Source organism: Flavobacterium lipolyticum (assembly GCF_020905335.1).
Taxonomy (GTDB): domain Bacteria; phylum Bacteroidota; class Bacteroidia; order Flavobacteriales; family Flavobacteriaceae; genus Flavobacterium; species Flavobacterium lipolyticum.
On record NZ_JAJJMN010000001.1, the window covers coordinates 2470309 to 2488128 of the forward strand.

13 protein-coding genes are annotated in these 17820 nt (G+C 36.8%); 7 read left to right on the plus strand and 6 right to left on the minus strand.

What is annotated here, in order from left to right; genetic code table 11:
* Nucleotides 1-55: 55 nt before the first annotated feature.
* The gene (locus tag LNQ34_RS10910; protein WP_229999689.1) at nucleotides 56-295 is read right to left on the minus strand and encodes an energy transducer TonB; all 240 of its coding nucleotides are present in this window, start codon (nucleotides 293-295) and stop codon (nucleotides 56-58) included.
* Between the two features lie 36 nt (nucleotides 296-331).
* A complete protein-coding gene (locus LNQ34_RS10915; protein ID WP_229999691.1) occupies nucleotides 332-1096 on the minus strand; it encodes an energy transducer TonB in 765 nt (254 codons plus the stop codon).
* A gap of 61 nt (nucleotides 1097-1157) precedes the next feature.
* Between LNQ34_RS10915 and LNQ34_RS10920 the strand changes: the two genes are divergently transcribed.
* From LNQ34_RS10920 to pbpC, 4 genes are all read left to right on the plus strand, one after another.
* Nucleotides 1158-1601: a nucleoside deaminase gene (locus LNQ34_RS10920; RefSeq protein WP_017497260.1), complete on the plus strand. Its 444-nt coding sequence runs from the start codon at nucleotides 1158-1160 to the stop codon at nucleotides 1599-1601.
* A 12-nt stretch (nucleotides 1602-1613) separates the two neighbouring features.
* Nucleotides 1614-2246 carry a hypothetical protein gene (locus LNQ34_RS10925; protein ID WP_229999693.1) on the plus strand — a complete coding sequence of 211 codons (633 nt, stop codon included), beginning with the start codon at nucleotides 1614-1616 and terminating at the stop codon, nucleotides 2244-2246.
* Between the two features lie 265 nt (nucleotides 2247-2511).
* Nucleotides 2512-8181, plus strand: coding sequence for an alpha-2-macroglobulin family protein (locus tag LNQ34_RS10930; protein ID WP_229999695.1), 5670 nt, complete (start codon nucleotides 2512-2514; stop codon nucleotides 8179-8181).
* Nucleotides 8182-8417: 236 nt separating this feature from the next.
* Nucleotides 8418-10793 carry a penicillin-binding protein 1C gene (gene pbpC, locus LNQ34_RS10935; RefSeq protein ID WP_229999696.1) on the plus strand — a complete coding sequence of 792 codons (2376 nt, stop codon included), beginning with the start codon at nucleotides 8418-8420 and terminating at the stop codon, nucleotides 10791-10793.
* Nucleotides 10794-10930: 137 nt separating this feature from the next.
* Here pbpC and LNQ34_RS10940 read toward each other — a convergent pair whose 3' ends face one another.
* The 4 genes from LNQ34_RS10940 to LNQ34_RS10955 all read right to left on the minus strand — a co-directional run bounded on the left by LNQ34_RS10940 (nucleotide 10931) and on the right by LNQ34_RS10955 (nucleotide 14835).
* Entirely contained in the window at nucleotides 10931-12151 is a 1221-nt protein-coding gene (locus tag LNQ34_RS10940) for a type II toxin-antitoxin system HipA family toxin (protein WP_229999698.1), read from the minus strand.
* Nucleotides 12152-12153: 2 nt separating this feature from the next.
* Entirely contained in the window at nucleotides 12154-12432 is a 279-nt protein-coding gene (locus LNQ34_RS10945; RefSeq protein ID WP_202702538.1) for a helix-turn-helix domain-containing protein, read from the minus strand.
* Between the two features lie 175 nt (nucleotides 12433-12607).
* Complete coding sequence (locus tag LNQ34_RS10950; protein WP_202702537.1) at nucleotides 12608-14152, minus strand: Rne/Rng family ribonuclease; 1545 nt, start codon at nucleotides 14150-14152, stop codon at nucleotides 12608-12610.
* A gap of 392 nt (nucleotides 14153-14544) precedes the next feature.
* Nucleotides 14545-14835 carry an HU family DNA-binding protein gene (locus LNQ34_RS10955; RefSeq protein ID WP_007805026.1) on the minus strand — a complete coding sequence of 97 codons (291 nt, stop codon included), beginning with the start codon at nucleotides 14833-14835 and terminating at the stop codon, nucleotides 14545-14547.
* A 140-nt stretch (nucleotides 14836-14975) separates the two neighbouring features.
* On the opposite strand from LNQ34_RS10955, the gene mutY reads away from it, so the two are divergent.
* Genes mutY through LNQ34_RS10970 form a run of 3 tightly spaced genes read left to right on the plus strand, consistent with a single transcriptional unit; the run spans nucleotide 14976 to nucleotide 17819 of the window.
* Entirely contained in the window at nucleotides 14976-16022 is a 1047-nt protein-coding gene (gene mutY, locus LNQ34_RS10960) for an A/G-specific adenine glycosylase (RefSeq protein ID WP_229999699.1), read from the plus strand.
* A 37-nt stretch (nucleotides 16023-16059) separates the two neighbouring features.
* Nucleotides 16060-16500, plus strand: a complete 441-nt coding sequence (locus LNQ34_RS10965) for a single-stranded DNA-binding protein (RefSeq protein WP_017497251.1) — start codon at nucleotides 16060-16062, stop codon at nucleotides 16498-16500.
* 23 nt (nucleotides 16501-16523) lie between these two features.
* Nucleotides 16524-17819 (plus strand): gliding motility-associated protein GldE, encoded by a 1296-nt coding sequence (locus tag LNQ34_RS10970; protein WP_229999701.1) that lies wholly within the window; start codon nucleotides 16524-16526, stop codon nucleotides 17817-17819.
* Nucleotide 17820: the final 1 nt, after the last annotated feature.

Consider the following 17820-nt stretch of genomic DNA (forward strand, 5'->3'; position numbering starts at 1 on the left):
AAGGTAAAAAGCAAATTTACGGTTTTTAAAATTAAATTCAGTTCAATGAAATTGTCTAATATTTGGTAATAGATATGGCATCTATTCCAGGAGTTATTAGATTTTTGGATATTGTATCTGCTTTGATTGATAAAACAGCAAGGTATCTGGTCGTCGTTAGTTTTTCATTTTGCATACCGGGACTCCATTTTTCAGCTGTTTTAAAAACCCTTATAAGTTCTTCTCCAAGTTCATTTTTACTGCTTTCTATTGGTTTAAAATAGGATAAACTTCCATCTTTTTCGACTATAAACAAAGTTTTGAATAGTGATTTTATGTTTTGTAGCTATTTTTACTGTTCAAACGGAATCGATAAGGTATAAGTCGAGCGAACAATTTGTTTTTTAAATTTTCCAGGAAGCCATTTTGGTCCTTTTTCTAAAACTCTTATTGCTTCTTTTCCGTTTTCTATTGATGTGTTTTTAACAATATTGAAATTAGTTAAACTGCCATCTTTTTCTATTACAAATACCACAGTTGTTTTGTCCGGATCTATTCCCGTTTTACTTGGAGGAGTATAATTTTTAACGAAAAACTTATGAAATTTTTTCATTCCATTTTCGGGAACAGGTAAAACATCCAAGTCACTTGAGTTGTAAATAATAGCATACGTGCCATTTGGTGTGTTTGTTAATGCGGAATCATTTGTAGGTGTAATCGGTATACCTGTTGTATAGTTTCGATGTTCCGCAGGTACTACTTCGACTTTGTCAATTTTCTGTTTATTACCGTTTTGATCCTGACAGCTGAATAATGTAGTACCCATTGTAATAAACAATGCTAGTAAAAACATTTTGTGGTATTGCGTTTGCGAGTATAAAACACGACTCGGAATATGAATAATTACATTATCAAGTTGTGTATTTTTGAATCTTCCGCAGATACTTTTATTTTGATTTGAAATAAAATAATGCTGTACTTCTTCAGGAAACATTTTTGTAAAATCTACCACGGTTTTAGTACAGCTCAAGCAAAATCTCCCATTGTCTTTTGGAGTCATCTCGTCCCAGTTTTCGTGGCACGGCTCGGGAATATTGATTTGATGTCTTTTATTCATGATTTAAATTTCAATAATTAAATGTAATAAAAAATTTAAGTAAAAATGTACTTTTGTATTTATGATAAATCCTTTCACCGACGAATACTTCATGAAAAAAGCTTTGCAGGAAGCTGAAATGGCTTTTGAAAAAGGCGAAATTCCTGTTGGAGCAATCATTGTTGTCGCAGATAAAATTATTGCGAGAAGCCATAATTTAACCGAATTATTAAATGACGTTACGGCTCATGCAGAAATGCAGGCGATAACAGCTGCTGCCAATTTCTTAGGTGGAAAATACCTCAAAGACTGTACGTTATATGTTACCCTCGAGCCTTGTCAAATGTGTGCGGGAGCTTTGTATTGGAGTCAGATTTCGAAAATTGTTTTTGGTGCTCGCGATGAACATCGGGGTTTCATGACAATGGGGACCCAATTGCACCCAAAAACAACTGTGGTTTCCGGAGTGATGGCCAATGAAGCGGCTGATCTTATGAAACGCTTTTTTGTAGAGAGAAGGAAATAATTACTGTAAGTCGTGACCAATTTTTCAACCATAAAAAAACTATTTCACATCACTGAATCTAATGGTTTTGCAGATAGTGAAATGGAGGCAGTTAAAAATATCTTTGGAGCACTTCCGGAGGTATTTGTGGACTACTATACAGAATTGGGTAAAATTCAAAACCTAAACCATACACAGGATTTATTAATCGTACCGGAGCGTTTTCAATATTATAAACACAATGATTATTTGATATTTTATTCTGAAAATCAAAAGGCTTGTGTTTGGGGGATTCATAAAGAGGATTTGTCAAAATCTGACCCTCCGGTATACATGAGCGAAGACGAGCAAGACTGGAATCTGGAAACGGAAACGTTAAGTGATTTTTTTACTGCAATGGCTTTTCTTCAGGCAGGTTTTGCTTTAAAGTTTCCGGGTAATACATTTTATGAATTGGAAGAAGATGAATTGAACTTCGTTCGTGCAAACTTCAGAAATAAAGGATTCTCTTTTAAACAATGGCTTGGAGGAATAAATTTTTATGGTAATTATGATGATGATGTAGTCATAGTGCAGGCAGCGAATCAACTGTTTTATGCAGCTGACACAAACGAACATTTTGTTGCATTGAACAAAGTATTGTCCGGACTTGGGACAGAATTATAAAAAGAGGCGGTTTGAAAAGAGGGCTTCCTAAAGTACTAAAAAATGAAAGGGCTAATCTCAAATAGTCTCTGAAAATGCTGTAATCATTTTTACCCTTAAGAGCATTTAAATATTTTGCCTTGGAGAATTTTCCTCTTAAAAGATTTAGAAAAATACATTATATTTATGCAATATAATTGACACACCACTAGTTTATTTATAGAGTGGTAAAAGCTAAAGTACATTGTCAATTTTCAAATTCGTAAACCTGTAATTCTAAATAAAAGTGAAAGTAAAAGGACTATTTCTCGTGTTTTGTACGTTTTTTATTTTTCAATCTTGTGGTCGCAAATCAGCTGCCGATTTCAATTCCGATTTTTCATTATTCAAAGAGTACATTGTTAGTTTTACGGGAGGCATCGTCTCTTCGGAATCTGATATTAGAGTTGTTTTGGCTTTTGATAAAAAAGAATGGAAAGTCAATCAGGAATTAGACGACGATTTATTTGATATCTCGCCAAATGTACGTGGAAAAGTAGTAGCACTCTCCACCAATACGATTGCTTTTATCCCGGAGAAAAAACTGGAAGCAGGAACAGAATATCAGGTGACTTTAAACTTAGATAAACTTATCACCATTCCAAAGGAAAAAGAGAAGGAGCTTTCAAAGTTCAACTTTACCGTTAAAACCATCAAACAGGATTTTACTATTAATACGGAGGATATTCAATCGTATAGTAAAGATTACCAGTACCTGAACTGCGTTTTAAAAACGGCTGATAATATGGATGTTGAAACAGCTAAAAAATTAGTTGAGGCTCATCAGAATGGGAAGGATCTTAAAATTAAATTCGAAAAACAAACGGGAACAGCCAAAGAATTTCGTTTCAAAATTGACAGTATTCAGAGGTTTTTAGAAGCTTCGAATCTGGAAATCGAATACGACGGAAGTGATTTTGATATCGACCAGAAAGGGCAGTTGGATTATGCGGTTACGGGTTTAAAAGAATTTAAAATTGTAAAAGTCGATATTCCCGAAGGAAGTAATCAGTCTCTTTTAATTAATTTCTCGGAACCTTTAGAAAAAGGGCAGGATTTTAAAGGATTGGTCTCTATTCAGAATACAAACAATTTGAAATTTTCGACTCAGGGGAATGTCCTGAAAGTATATTTTAGCAATACAGCTCCGGAGAAAAAAGAAGTTCCGGCACCTGTAGAAGAAACGGTAGATTTAGCGGTTGATTCGGCAGCAGTTGTAGTTGATTCTGCGGCAGTTGTTACGGATAGTAGTGCTGTGGTAGTGGTTCAGAACGAGGAAGAGACTCAGGAACCGGAACCAGTTTTGTCGGGAGAATTGTTACTTGAAGTTTTTCAGGGAATCGAAAGTCAGTACGGCAAAAAGATGGACGCCAATTATACCGAGAAAATCAATTTTGACCAAATAAAACCTAACGTTCGATTCGTTAAAAACGGAACGATTCTGCCAAGTTCAAACAATCTGAAATTGAATTTTGAAGCAGTCAATCTAAGTGCGGTTGATGTAAAGGTGTATAAAATTTACAAGAACAATATTCTTCAGTTTTTGCAGTATAATGAACTGAACGGAAGTCAGAATCTCAAAAAAGTCGCACAACCCATAGCCAAAACCACACTGAATTTAGTCGAAAGCAAACTAATAAATCCGGCGAAGTGGAACACCTTTGCTCTTGATTTATCTAAAATAATCACGCCGGAACCAGGCGCAATTTACCGTGTAGAATTTGTGTACAAAAAGAAATATTCGCTTTATAAATGCGAAACCTCCGATGAGAGTTCGGAGGAAGAGGAAGAAGAGGTAGATGAAAATGATGTGAACTACAGTGGCAATTCGTATGATGATTACTATTATGACGATTACGACTGGAGAGAGAGTCAGGATCCTTGTACAGGATCGTACTACTATAATGCCAGAATTGCGACAAATATCTTGGCAACTGATTTAGGGGTTATAGCCAAAAGAGGCGAAAATAAATCGTATCTCTTTGCAGTCAATAATATTGTAACCACAGAGCCGGTTTCAAATGCGAGAGTGGATCTGTATACCTTTCAACAGCAAAAAATTGCAACTGCTGCAACAAGCAGCGAAGGAATTGCTACGTTTCAGCTCAATAAGTTTGCTTACTTTGCTATTGTTACTTTAGGAGATCAGTCTACTTATGTGAAGTTGGATGACGGTTATTCGTTATCGGTAAGTAATTTTGATGTTGCAGGTGAAACTTTGCAAAAAGGCTTAAAAGGTTTTATTTACGGCGAGCGCGGTGTTTGGCGTCCGGGAGATAACGTGTATTTGTCCTTTATCTTAAACGATGCGTCGAATAAACTTCCAAAATCACACCCGATTAAATTTAGATTAAACGATCCGAATGGTAAAACAACTTATCAGACGATTCAGAAAACAAACGACCTGAATCATTACAGTTTTATCGTTCCAACAAGTGCCGACGCGCCAACAGGAAATTGGGAAGCAATGATAAGTGTGGGAGGGGCCAAGTTTTACAAAAGCATTAAAATCGAAACGATTAAACCAAATCGTTTAAAAATCAAAAATAATTTCTCCAGAAAAACACTATCATCCTCTTATCCAAATACCAGTACACTTGAAGTGACCTGGCTTCATGGTGCCATTGCAAAAAATCTGAATGTAGAAATGCAGGCAAAATTTTCGCAGCAGACCACCACATTTAAAGGATATGAGAAGTTTAATTTTGACGATTTGGTGCGTCAGTTTAGTTCAGAAGAAATTAATGTTTTCTCCGGAAAATTAAATGAGAATGGAAAAGCATCAGTCGATATCCACCCAAAACTACAAGGGCAGGCTCCCGGTATGTTGCGTGCCGCCTTCATTACAAAAGTATATGAAGAAGGAGGTGATTTTAGTACTGATGTTATTTCGACGACTTATTCACCCTACAAAACTTATGTTGGGATAAAAGCACCGGAACCTAATAAATATGGAATGCTGGAAACCAGAACGAACAACCGTTTTGATATTGTTACGGTGGATGAAAATGGAAGACCAAAATCAGTGAGAAATCTCGAGGTAAAAGTGTATAAAGTAGATTGGCGCTGGTGGTGGGACGCTTCCAGTGATAATCTTTCAAATTACAACTCATCGGATGCGACCACTTCTTATAAATCTTTTGTGATCAATACAGATTCCAGCGGAAAAGGAAGTATTCAGTTTTCTTTAACCGATGAAGAATGGGGGCGCTATTTGATACGTGTTGCCGATCACACAGACGGACACGCCACTGCTTTAACCGTAAATATTGACTGGCCAATCTGGTCCGGAAAAACCCGCAACAGAGATGCCTCTACAGCTAATATGCTGGTATTCTCTACCGATAAGAAAAATTATGCTGTAGGCGAAAAAGCACAGATATCTTTTCCTTCCAGTGAAGGAGGCCGCGCTTTGATTTCGATCGAAAACGGTTCAAAAGTGGTGCAGACCATCTGGGCCAAAACAAAACAGGGAGAAACTAAAGTCGAAATTCCGATTACGGCAGCCATGGCACCAAACGTGTATTTTAACATCACACTCTTGCAGCCGCACGCTTCAACTAAAAACGATTCACCTATTCGTATGTACGGAATCGTTCCGATAGAAGTGGTGGATAAAAACACCATTCTGGCACCGACCCTCTCCATGCCGGATGTTTTAAAACCGGAGCAGACTTTTACCGTAAAAGTGGGAGAGAAAACCGGAAAAGAAATGACATACACCATTGCCGTTGTAGATGAAGGACTTTTAGACTTAACTCGTTTTAAAACACCAAATGCCTGGGACAGTTTTTATGTTCGTGAAGCCTTAGGAGTTAAAACCTGGGATATTTATGACGATGTGATCGGAGCATACGGAGGAAAAATAAATCAAATTTTCAGTATTGGTGGGGATCAGGATTTAGGTGGCGGTAAAGCCAAAAAAGCCAACCGATTTAAACCAGTAGTGTTGTACTACGGACCATTCAAATTAGAAAAAGGTCAAACGAAAGCACATCAGCTGAAACTGCCTAAATACATAGGTTCGGTTCGTACCATGGTCGTTGCTGGTGATGCCAATACAAGTGCCTACGGAAGTGTCGAAAAAGCAACTCCGGTTAAAAGCCCGTTGATGGTATTGGCTTCATTGCCTCGAAAAATATCGCCTTCAGAAAAAGTAACCATTCCGGTAACCGTTTTTGCGACGGAAAAGAATATTAAGAAGGTAACGATTCAGCTTAGAACAAGCGGCGGATTAAAAGTAATGGGAAGTGCTGCTCAAAGTCTGAGTTTTGCCCAACCTGACGAAAAAATGGCCTACTTCAATCTGGTAGTAGGTTCTGCTACCGGAATTGGAAAAGTGCAGGTAATTGCGACATCAGGAAAAGAGAAATCAGTATATGATGTAGAGATCGATATGACCAATCCTAATCCGGTTACAAATACGTATACGGATGTTGTTTTACCTCCAAACAGCAGCAAAACCATTACCTGGAAGACCTTTGGAGTTTCAGGAAGCAATAAAGCCAGACTGGAAGTTTCCTCAATGCCAACCATCAATCTTAATGGAAGACTGCAATACCTCATTCAGTATCCGCATGGCTGCGTAGAGCAAACCACTTCGTCTGTTTTTCCACAGTTGTTTTTAAGCGATATTGTTGATTTGGACAACACCCGAAAAGGAATCATTCAAAAGAATATAACGGCCGGAATTAGCAAGTTAGGAAGTTTTCAATTGCCGTCAGGTGGCTTAACTTATTGGCAGGGAAGTACCACTGCCGATGATTGGGGGTCTTCTTATGCCGGACATTTTCTGATTGAAGCAGAGAAAAAAGGATACGTTTTACCGATTAATTTTAAATCAAAATGGATTTCTTATCAGCAAAGAGAAGCCAAACAATGGCGTTTTGAGCCTAAGTACGGTAATGATCTTGCTCAGGCTTACCGATTGTATACGCTGGCGCTGGCAGGCAATGCTGATTTGTCTTCGATGAACAGATTGCGCGAAACAAAAGGCATTTCAAACGAAAGTAGGCTTCGTCTGGCTGCTGCCTATGTTTTGGCCGGACAAAAATCGGCAGGGCAAAATTTATTATTACGCACCAGTATTGACAGCGAGTCCAGCGAGTACAATTATTACTATTATGGATCAAGCGAGAGAAACAGAGCGATGGCTTTAGAAACGATGCTGCTTTTAGGGCAAAAACAAAAAGCATTCACTATGGCTTCTAAACTGGCTAAAGAAATGTCGACCAACCAATGGATGAGTACGCAAACAACTGCTTATTGTCTGTATGCCATGTCTAAATTTGCTGTTGGCAACGGACCTAAAGGAATTAATCTTCAATTCAGCAAAAATGGAAAAGGCGAAACCATAAATACACAAAAAACAATTGCCGACAGAAGTTTAACAGTTCAGACAGGTGCCAATAGTGTTGTCCTGAAGAATCTTAAAAACAACACGGTTTACGTTAGAGTTTTAAATACCGGAATATTACCAATCGGACAGGAAAATGCGATTCAGAGTGATGTATCTGCGAATATTGTTTTCAAAAACAGAAAAGGAAGTGTTATTAATGTTTCGAAAATCAGTCAGGGAACTGAATTTGTTGCAGAAGTTACAGTTAGAAACCAAAGAAATGAAAGCGTTCAGAATGTGGCACTGTCACAAATCTTGCCTTCAGGATTTGAAATCGTTAATACCCGTTTCACAGACTACGGTGACGCGACCAATAATATTGCAGATTATATTGATATTCGCGACGACAGAACCAACTTCTATTTTGGAATGAAATCCAGAGAGACCAAAGTATTCCGAATTCTGTTAAATGCATCCTATTTAGGAAATTATTATTTACCGGGATTGCAGTGCGAAGCGATGTACGACAACACCTTCCTGGCCCGAACAAAAGGATTCTGGGTTGAGGTTGTGAAATAAAATGGTAAATCACAGATTTTTTTGCCATGACTCAAGCGATAGCAAACAGGTGAAGTAATTCAGGGATTTAAATTAGTTTGATTCGTGAATTTGTGGCTAAAAAAATAAAGTTTCTCGCAGATTTTGCAGATCAGGCAGATAGAGTAAAATCTGCTAAATCTGTGGAATCTGCGAGCAAAAAAACTTTGCGGACTTAGCGAATAACTTAGCGCCTTTGCGGTTAAATAATTACAAGATTGAAAAATAAATTGAAAGCGTTTCTTCAACGCATTATAAACTGGATCAAAAAGAACAAAATAAAATCAGCAATTGCATTTGTGCTTTTGCTGATTTATTATTTCTCCATTCCCCGAACATTGTTTAAAGAGCCGTACTCAACGGTTATCGAAAGTAAAGAAGGAGAACTGCTGGGAGCTAAAATTGCTCCTGATGGGCAATGGCGTTTTCCGGCACAGGATAGTGTACCGGATAAATTCAAAAAATGTATTGTTTATTTTGAAGACGAGTATTTCTATAAACACCCCGGTTTTAATCCGGTTGCGATGGTAAATGCCATCAAACAAAACCAAAAAGCAGGAAAAGTAGTTCGCGGAGGAAGCACACTGACGCAACAAGTCATCCGATTGTCCCGAAAAGGAAAAGGAAGAACCTATTTTGAAAAATTGATTGAAATGATTCTCGCCACGCGATTGGAGTTAGGCTATTCTAAAGATGAAATTCTCGAGTTGTATGCGGCCCATGCTCCGTTTGGAGGCAATGTTGTCGGGCTCGAAATGGCCTCGTGGCGTTATTTTGGCGTTCAGTCCAATCAATTATCATGGGCAGAGAACGCTACTTTGGCAGTTTTACCTAATGCACCGAGTCTAATCTATCCGGGAAAAAATCAGATCAAATTATTGAACAAGCGAAACCGACTTCTTCTTAAACTGCATAAAGAAGGCGTAATCGATCAGCAAACGTATGAACTTGCTATTGAAGAACCTTTGCCTCAAAAACCGTATGATTTGCCTCAGATAGCGCCTCATTTATTGCAAAGAGCCGCTAAAGATCAGGAAGGAACAAGGGTAAAGACTACGATTGATTATGCGCTGCAAAACAGAGTCAATCAAATTGCAAGATATTATTACAATCAATACAAACAGAATGAAGTATACAATCTGGCGATTTTGGTCATTGATGTTTCCAATCGAAATGTAATCAGTTACGTAGGGAATGCTCCAACCGATAAAGACCATCAAAAAGATGTTGATATTATTGACGCACCCAGAAGTACAGGGAGTATCTTGAAACCTCTTTTATATGCCGGAATGCTGGACGATGGTGAATTATTGCCGAATACTTTAGTTGCCGATATTCCAACGCAGATTGCCGGGTATACTCCGCAAAATTTCAATCTGACCTTTGACGGAGCAGTGCCGGCACATCGGGCTTTGTCGCGCTCTCTCAATATCCCGTCGGTTTTGATGCTGCAGGAGTTTGGCGTGAATAAATTTTATGAGGAATTGCAGAAATTTAAATTGAAGGATATCAATAAAACACCCGATCATTATGGATTATCCCTTATTTTAGGAGGAGCCGAAAGCAATTTGTGGGATCTATGCCGAACGTATGCAAATTTGTCTTCTACACTAAATTATTATGTTAAGAATCAGGCTCAATACCGAACGAATGAATTTACGGAATTAAATTATAAGAGCAATTTTGAGCCCGATTTTGGCTCCGAAAGTGATCAGAAGAATATCTTGGGTGCCGGATCAATTTGGGCGGCTTACAACGCCATGGAAGAGGTCAACAGGCCGGAAGGAGATGAAGCCTGGAAGTTTTACGACAGCTCGCTTAAAATTGCCTGGAAAACCGGAACCAGTTTTGGTAATCGCGATGCCTGGGCAATTGGTACAAATTCAAGATATGTGGTGGGAATCTGGGTTGGGAATGCAACAGGTGAGGGGAGGCCTACTTTAACAGGAGTTACAAGTGCCGCACCGATTTTATTTGATGTTTTTAATTTACTGCCAAGACAAAGATGGTTTCAAACGCCTTATAAAGATTTAGCAGAAGTTGAGGTTTGTCGTTTAAGCGGTTATTTGGCCAAAGACGGCTGTCCGAAAATAAAGCAATGGGTTCCCAAAAAAGGGAAGTCGACCAGCGTTTGTCCGTATCACAAAACGGTTCATCTCGATATAACCGGACAATTTCAGGTAAACAGCAGTTGTGAGAGTATTGATAATATGGTGACAAAAAACTGGTTTGTTCTGCCTCCGGTTATGGCATGGTATTACAAAAGCCAGCATATTGAGTACTCGCCTTTGCCTCCGTTTAAAGAAGGCTGTCAGGGTACACAAACCACAACAATGGATTTTATTTATCCCAAAACCAATGGTAAAATTTATTTAACCAAAGATTTTAATAGCAAAGTTCAGCCCGTGATTTTAAAAGTAGCCTATTCCGAAAGAGAAAAAGAGCTTTTTTGGTACGTGGATGACGTTTATAAAGCCACCACAAAAACTTTTCACGAATTGCCGGTTACGCCTACTTCAGGAACGCATTATATCACAGTAGTAGATGCTTCTGGCAATGAAATCAGACGAAAAATTGAAATTGTGAGGGAGTAAAAGGAAGGGCAAAGTTTAAATTCTAAAAACCAATTAGAGATCAGGATGTTTTCTGCCTGTCTGAGAGGGATAGAAGTTTTTCCTGGTGTATCTTTGACTTTGCGCAGACGGACATTTGATTTTTTTGAAAAATGGGATTAAACTAATAAATTGCTTTTTATTAGTTTGACAGAGCTTTTGCTGATATCTAAGGAAGATGCTATTTTTTCGAACAGACTCAAGGATTGACTTACTTCTTCAAAAATTTGATTCGCATTTTTAACACCAAAATGTCTCGCTAATTCATGTAGTTGCTTTAGTCCGGGGTTTTTGCTTTCTCCGGCTACAGTTGTACTATGAAGCCCGTATGAGGAATTAGAAAAAGTCAGGTCATAAGCAGGTGAAAATTTCCAATCTCCATTTTTATTCATCAGAAAAGAGAAATTTTTGCTATGATCGTCTCTGTTATGTGCCAAAACATTAAAAGTAGCCAATCGTAATACTTTGGCATAGGCATTAAAGTCTTTTTCTAATATAAATGCACAATCCATTAAATGTCCGTAATCTAAAGTGCTCATTCTGTAGTTGTCATGTAATAATCCTGACACAGAGTGAAGGTGGATTTTTTCATTCTTTATTCTGTCAAAACGCTTACAGCCAAAAAAATAATTGCCTTTTTTACTTTTGAATAAGCGAAATTCGTTGACTTCAATTCCTGCATTTTGCGCCATTTTATTGTAAGCGTATTCAATTAATGCGATGTCTGGCAAATCATTAGAAGAAGGGAATTTAATGATCCAATGTTCGAAATCATCCGGTAAATCAGATTTTCCATAAAATAGTTGTTCTGTTTTGGAATTAAAGCCTACTAAGATTTTGGGTCTTGCTCCACCGGATGAGCCTCCAAGTTGAAACAGTTCTTCTATTATTTCTTCAGAAGTTCCGTTTAGAATAGTTGTTATTTCATCTGAAATATGATCTAAATCAATGTTACTTGAAAGGCTGTTTGTGTTTTCATGTTCTGGCTCATATGAAATGGCTCCAATGCTATTATTATCAATAAAAGTTAATCGGTCTAATGCTGTTATACTATTTAAGCTGATTCCTTCAGAGAGTAATTTTCTGTCAAGCAGTAATTTCCCCCATCCATCAGGAATAGAATCAGAGAAAACACCAAAAAGTCCGTCAAAATGAAGTTCGTTCGGAGTGAGGATTTCTCTGGATAATTTCATTTTAAAGGGTGAAATTTCTAAGCCGCCTTCTATAAAATCGGGATGGTATTTGAAATAGATTTTGTTTTTATTTTGCACTAAATCACCTATTTCTGTCTTATGGCTTCCAAGATTTAAAAAGGTTTTTACTTTTGAAGTATTTTGCATAATTAAGGTTTAAATAATTTTTCAATTTCTTTTAAATTGGTGTCAATTTTAAATATAGAATTGAAATCCTCTAATCGATCAAAGAGGTGGGCGAGTTTTAATAGAGATTCTAGTGAGATTTGCCCAGTTTGCTCAAAACGCTTGATACTTCCCAGGGAAACGCCAGATTTATTGGCTAATTCAGATTGTGCTATTTTTTTGCTTTTTCTGAACTTTCTGAATTGCTCGGCTAATTCACTTTGAACCTGACTAGGTGTTTTGTTGATGGAGTAGTTTTTCATTTTGGCTAAAATATTAGCTAAATATACAAAATTTATACTATATTGGATAATATATTATCTATTGTTTTTTAGGGATCTATTTAGGATGTTATACTTGTTTAATAAGGTTTACAGTTTAGGTTCGCGAAAAAGCATAAAAAAACCGTCTCGTTAAAAAAACGAGACGGTTTTGTTTTTATTCTGAAATAACATTTCCTTTTTTATCATAGAAATGGTATTCTAAGTACGTGTAAGCGTCACGAGGTATGATTTTCACCCATTTCTTATGTTCAAAAAACCATTTTGAACGTAATGATGGAAAACCTTTACTGAGGTATGCAGCCACAAACGGATGTACGTTAAGCACAACACTTTTGTGGGTTTTTAGAATTCTATCTAAATCAGATGAGATTTTATCAATGATTAAAATTGGCGCTTCAATTTCGCCATGTTCATTGTTCGGATCTTCTTCTCTGGTTTTAATATTAACTTCTGGTCTTACGCGTTGTCTGGTAATTTGAACTAAACCAAATTTACTAGGCGGTAAGATTTTATGCTTTGCTTTATCGTCGCTCATTTCTTCTCGCAAGAAGTCGAACAAAACCTTCCTGTTTTCTGGATTAGACATATCGATAAAATCAACTACGATTATTCCGCCCATATCACGCAAACGAAGTTGTCTGGCAATTTCGGCGGCGGCAATCATATTCACTTCCATAGCAGTGTCTTCCTGGTTGGTTGCTTTATTCGAACGATTTCCGCTATTTACGTCTATAACGTGAAGAGCTTCAGTATGTTCGATAATAAGATAAGCACCTTTACTCATGGAGACGGTTCTTCCAAAAGAAGTTTTGATTTGTCTCTCTATATTGTATTTCTCAAAAATTGGAGTGTCATTTGATTGATAAAACTTAACAATCGATTGTTTTGAAGGTGCAATTTCTTGCAGATATTCCTTCGTTTGATGGTACAACTCTTCATCATCTATTTGAATACCACTAAAGGTATCGTTGAAAACGTCTCTTAATATGGAAGAAGCTCTGTTGAGTTCTCCTAATACTTTTGAGGGATGATGAGCAGTTGGTAATTTTTTACACATTGCAGTCCATCTGCCAAGCAGGTTCTGCAAATCTTTTTCTAATTCGGCTACGTTTTTGCCTTCGGCTACTGTGCGAACAATAACACCAAATCCTTTAGGTTTGATCGATAGAACAAGTTTTTTTAGACGATCCTTTTCTTTTTTGTCTTCTATTTTTTGAGAAATAGAAACACGGTCAGAAAACGGAACGAGAACAATAAATCTTCCTGCCAGTGAAAGCTCAGCGCTTATCCTTGGCCCTTTGGTCGAGATAGGTTCTTTTACAACTTGAACTAAAACAGATTGATTGGCACTTAAAATATCAGTAATGATGCCATCTTTGTCAATCTCTTTTTCAAACTGAAAGGTTTTTAGGGAGAAATCTTTTATTTTACCTGCGCTTACAAGTTTTATGAATTTCAGTTGAGAAGCTAAGTTTGGACCTAAGTCGTGATAATGTAAAAAAGCGTCTTTTTCGAAGCCTACATTTACAAAAGCAGCATTAAGTCCGGCAACTGGTTTTCGGATTTTAGCAATAAAAATATCACCAACCTGAAAGTTGCTTTTCTCTTCTTCTTTGTGTAATTCAATTAGTTTTCCATCTTTTAATAAGGCAAAATCTACGGCTTCAGAACTAGATCTAATGATTAATTCTTTATTCACACTGTAAATTTTTATCCGAACTTTCTAGCAATAGGCAGTAGGCAGTAGGCAATAGGCAAAATAAATTTGCTTAAAGCTTAAAGCTTATAGCTTAAGGCCTAATTGTAAGGATGGATTAAACAATATTTTTAACAGGTATTGAACCCGGGGGAATTTTTGTAAGCAGTTAGCAGTAGCAGTTAACAGTTTTAGGCTGCAAACTGTGACTGTTTACTGAGACTCAATTCCAATTTCAATGAACGTTTAAAAAGAAAAAAGTAGTTTAAAACTACTTTTTCTTCTTGTGACGGTTAGCTCTCGCTCTTTTTTTACGTTTGTGAGTAGCTACCTTATGTCTCTTTCTTTTTTTACCACTTGGCATATCGTGTCGATTTTATAATTAATTAATAGTATTACTTTGCTTCGTTATTTGTTTTTACTCCTTCTACAAAAACTTTTGCAGGTTTAAACGCAGGAATATTGTGTGCTGGAATTTTGATAGTAGTGTTTTTAGAAATGTTTCTACCAGTTTTTTCAGCTCTTGTTTTTACAATAAAACTTCCAAAACCTCTTAGGTAAACATTGTCTCCAGTTTCTAGTGAAGTTTTAACTTCTTCCATAAAAGTTTCAACTGTTGCTTGAACATCTCCTTTTTCAAGACCTAGTTTCTCCGAAATTTTCGCTACGATATCTGCTTTCGTCATTTTCTTTCCTATTTTATTTTATAAATGGTGTACTATTTTTTTGAGTTTGCAAATATAAGAATTAAAAAAATAATTAATCAAGCTAAATCGTTAAATTTTAATTACATAAACATTTACTTTTGTATTCTAAGTATTTTGCAATGAATTTTTCTAACGTGTTGATAAAATGGTATTTACAAAACAAACGTGATTTGCCATGGCGTAAAACGACCAATCCATACCATATTTGGCTCTCAGAAATTATGTTGCAACAGACTCGAGTTGCGCAAGGAACACCCTATTTTTTTGCTTTTACGAAGGAATTTCCTACCGTATATGATTTAGCAAATGCTTCAGAAGAGCAGGTTTTGAAACTTTGGCAGGGATTAGGGTATTATTCCCGTGCCCGAAATTTGCATAAAACGGCTCAATATGTCGCCAATGAGCTCAACGGTGTTTTTCCTCCTAGCTATAAAGAACTTTTAAAATTAAAAGGTGTTGGAGAATACACGGCTGCAGCAATTGCCTCCTTTTCTTATAATGAGACTGTTCCTGTAGTGGATGGAAATGTATTCAGAGTGCTTTCTCGTTATTTTGATATTGAATCTGATATCGCTTCGCCTGCAACGAAAAAAGAGTTTACCGAACTGGCTTATGAATTAATGCCAAAGGATAACCCTGCTATTTTTAATCAGGCGATAATGGAGTTCGGAGCTTTACAATGCGTGCCTAAAAGTCCTGATTGTACGGTTTGTGACTTTAATGATAGCTGTGCAGCATTACAAAAGAAAAAGGTAGCCGTTTTGCCTGTTAAATCTAAGAAAGTAAAAGTAACCAATCGTTTCTTTAATTATCTCATTGTAGAAGATGCTTTAGGAAATACTATACTTCAAAAAAGAACGGCAAAAGGAATCTGGCACAATCTGTATGAGTTTCCGCTTTGGGAAACGGATAAAATCGTAGACTTTGATGTAGTTTCGAAAGCAGTTACAGACACTGTTTTTTCGTCGTATACAATTATAGGTATAGAAGATTATGCCGAAAGTACTGTTATTCATAAACTTTCGCACCAACATCTGCACATACAGTTCTGGAGGGTTAGAATTGAGGGTTTAATAGAAAATGGCTTGAAAGCTAGTGAGTTAAATGTTTTTCCTTTTCCAATTGTGATTCACAATTTTCTGGAAAAGCAGGAAATAATTTGCTAAAAAAATGTATCTTTGGGATAAATACCACTAAAAAACTATGAACGGAACATTAAATAAAGTGATGTTAATCGGCCATTTAGGCGATGATGTAAAAATGCATTATTTTGAGGGAGGAAACTGCATCGGACGTTTTCAATTGGCTACAAACGAAGTGTATATCAATAAAACGACCAATGAAAAAATAACTTCAACCGAATGGCACAATTTAGTTGTACGTAATAAAGCGGCCGAAATTTGCGAGAAATATTTGTCGAAAGGAGACAAGATATTTATTGAAGGACGTATAAAATCACGTCAATGGCAAGCTGAAGACGGTACTACAAAATATACCACAGAAATTCAGGTGACTGAGTTTACTTTCTTGAATACCAAAAAAGAAACCGGAAATCATAAGCCTAACCAGGACAGTGAGTCACCAAAAAACACTAACTTTGACGCAGCAAATGAAGGCTTACCTATAAATGATCTGCCTTTTTGAATGTATAACTAATTCTTTTTAATTTGGACCCGGAGCCCAGTTTGTTTCTTAATACGACAGTAGACATCAATTTGATAATTGGCTTTGTCGGAATATTTATTTTGCTGTTTTTATCAGCGATAGTTTCAGGTGCCGAAGTGGCACTTTTCTCTTTGTCTCAAAAAGATATCGACGACACCTTGCAGGAGAATCATTCAAAAGGAAAAATTATTTCCGACCTTTTGGACAGGCCTAAGAAACTTCTCGCGACCTTATTAGTGGCTAATAATCTTTTTAATATCGCAACCGTTATTCTGTTTTCCTTTACAGGCCGGAATATTTTTGGAAACATAGAGTCGCCGGCCCTTAAGTTTATTCTTGAGATTGTTCTGGTTACTTCGCTAATCTTGTTGTTCGGGGAAGTACTTCCTAAAGTTTATGCCAGCCGTAACAATGTAAAATTTGCAAAACGAACTGCCTATCCATTGGCTGTATTAGATAAATTACTCACGCCAATCAGTTTGCCGATGCGAAGTGTTACGCTATATTTGCATCATAAATTGGGGAAACAGAAGAATAATTTCTCTGTAAATCAACTTTCACAAGCCTTAGAATTGACAGATTCACAAGGTACGTCAACAGAAGAGCAAAAAATACTGGAAGGGATCGTATCTTTTGGTAATACTGATACAAAGCAGGTCATGAGCCCAAGAATTGATATTTTTGCTTTAGAAATGTCAGAACCTTTTTCCGGGATTTGTCCTAAAATAATAGAAAAAGGCTTTTCGAGAATTCCGGTATATCGCGACAATATAGACCAGATAGAAGGCGTTTTGTTTGTCAAGGATTTGTTGCCGCATATTGATAAGGAAGAATTTGACTGGACCTCTTTAATCAGAAAAGCATTTTTTGTTCCGGAGAACAAGAAGCTGGATAATTTATTGAAGGATTTTCAGAGCCTTAAAAGCCATTTGGCGATAGTGGTGGATGAATATGGCGGAACGTCAGGATTAGTCTCTCTGGAAGACGTTATTGAGGAGATTGTAGGGGATATTAGTGATGAGTTTGACGACGAGAATCTGAATTTCTCTCAGATAGATGAAAAGAATTTTCTTTTTGAAGGAAAAATTAATCTCAAGGATTTTTACAGAATCGTAGCGGTTAATGAAGAAATCTTTGAATCTCATAAAGGTGAAGCCGAGACATTGGCCGGATTCATTTTAGAGATTTTGGGTAATTTTCCTAAAAAAGATCAGAAAATAGCGTTCGAAAACTGTGTTTTTACTATAGAAACAGTGGATAAGAAACGTGTAAAACAAATAAAAGTAACAATAGATTAAG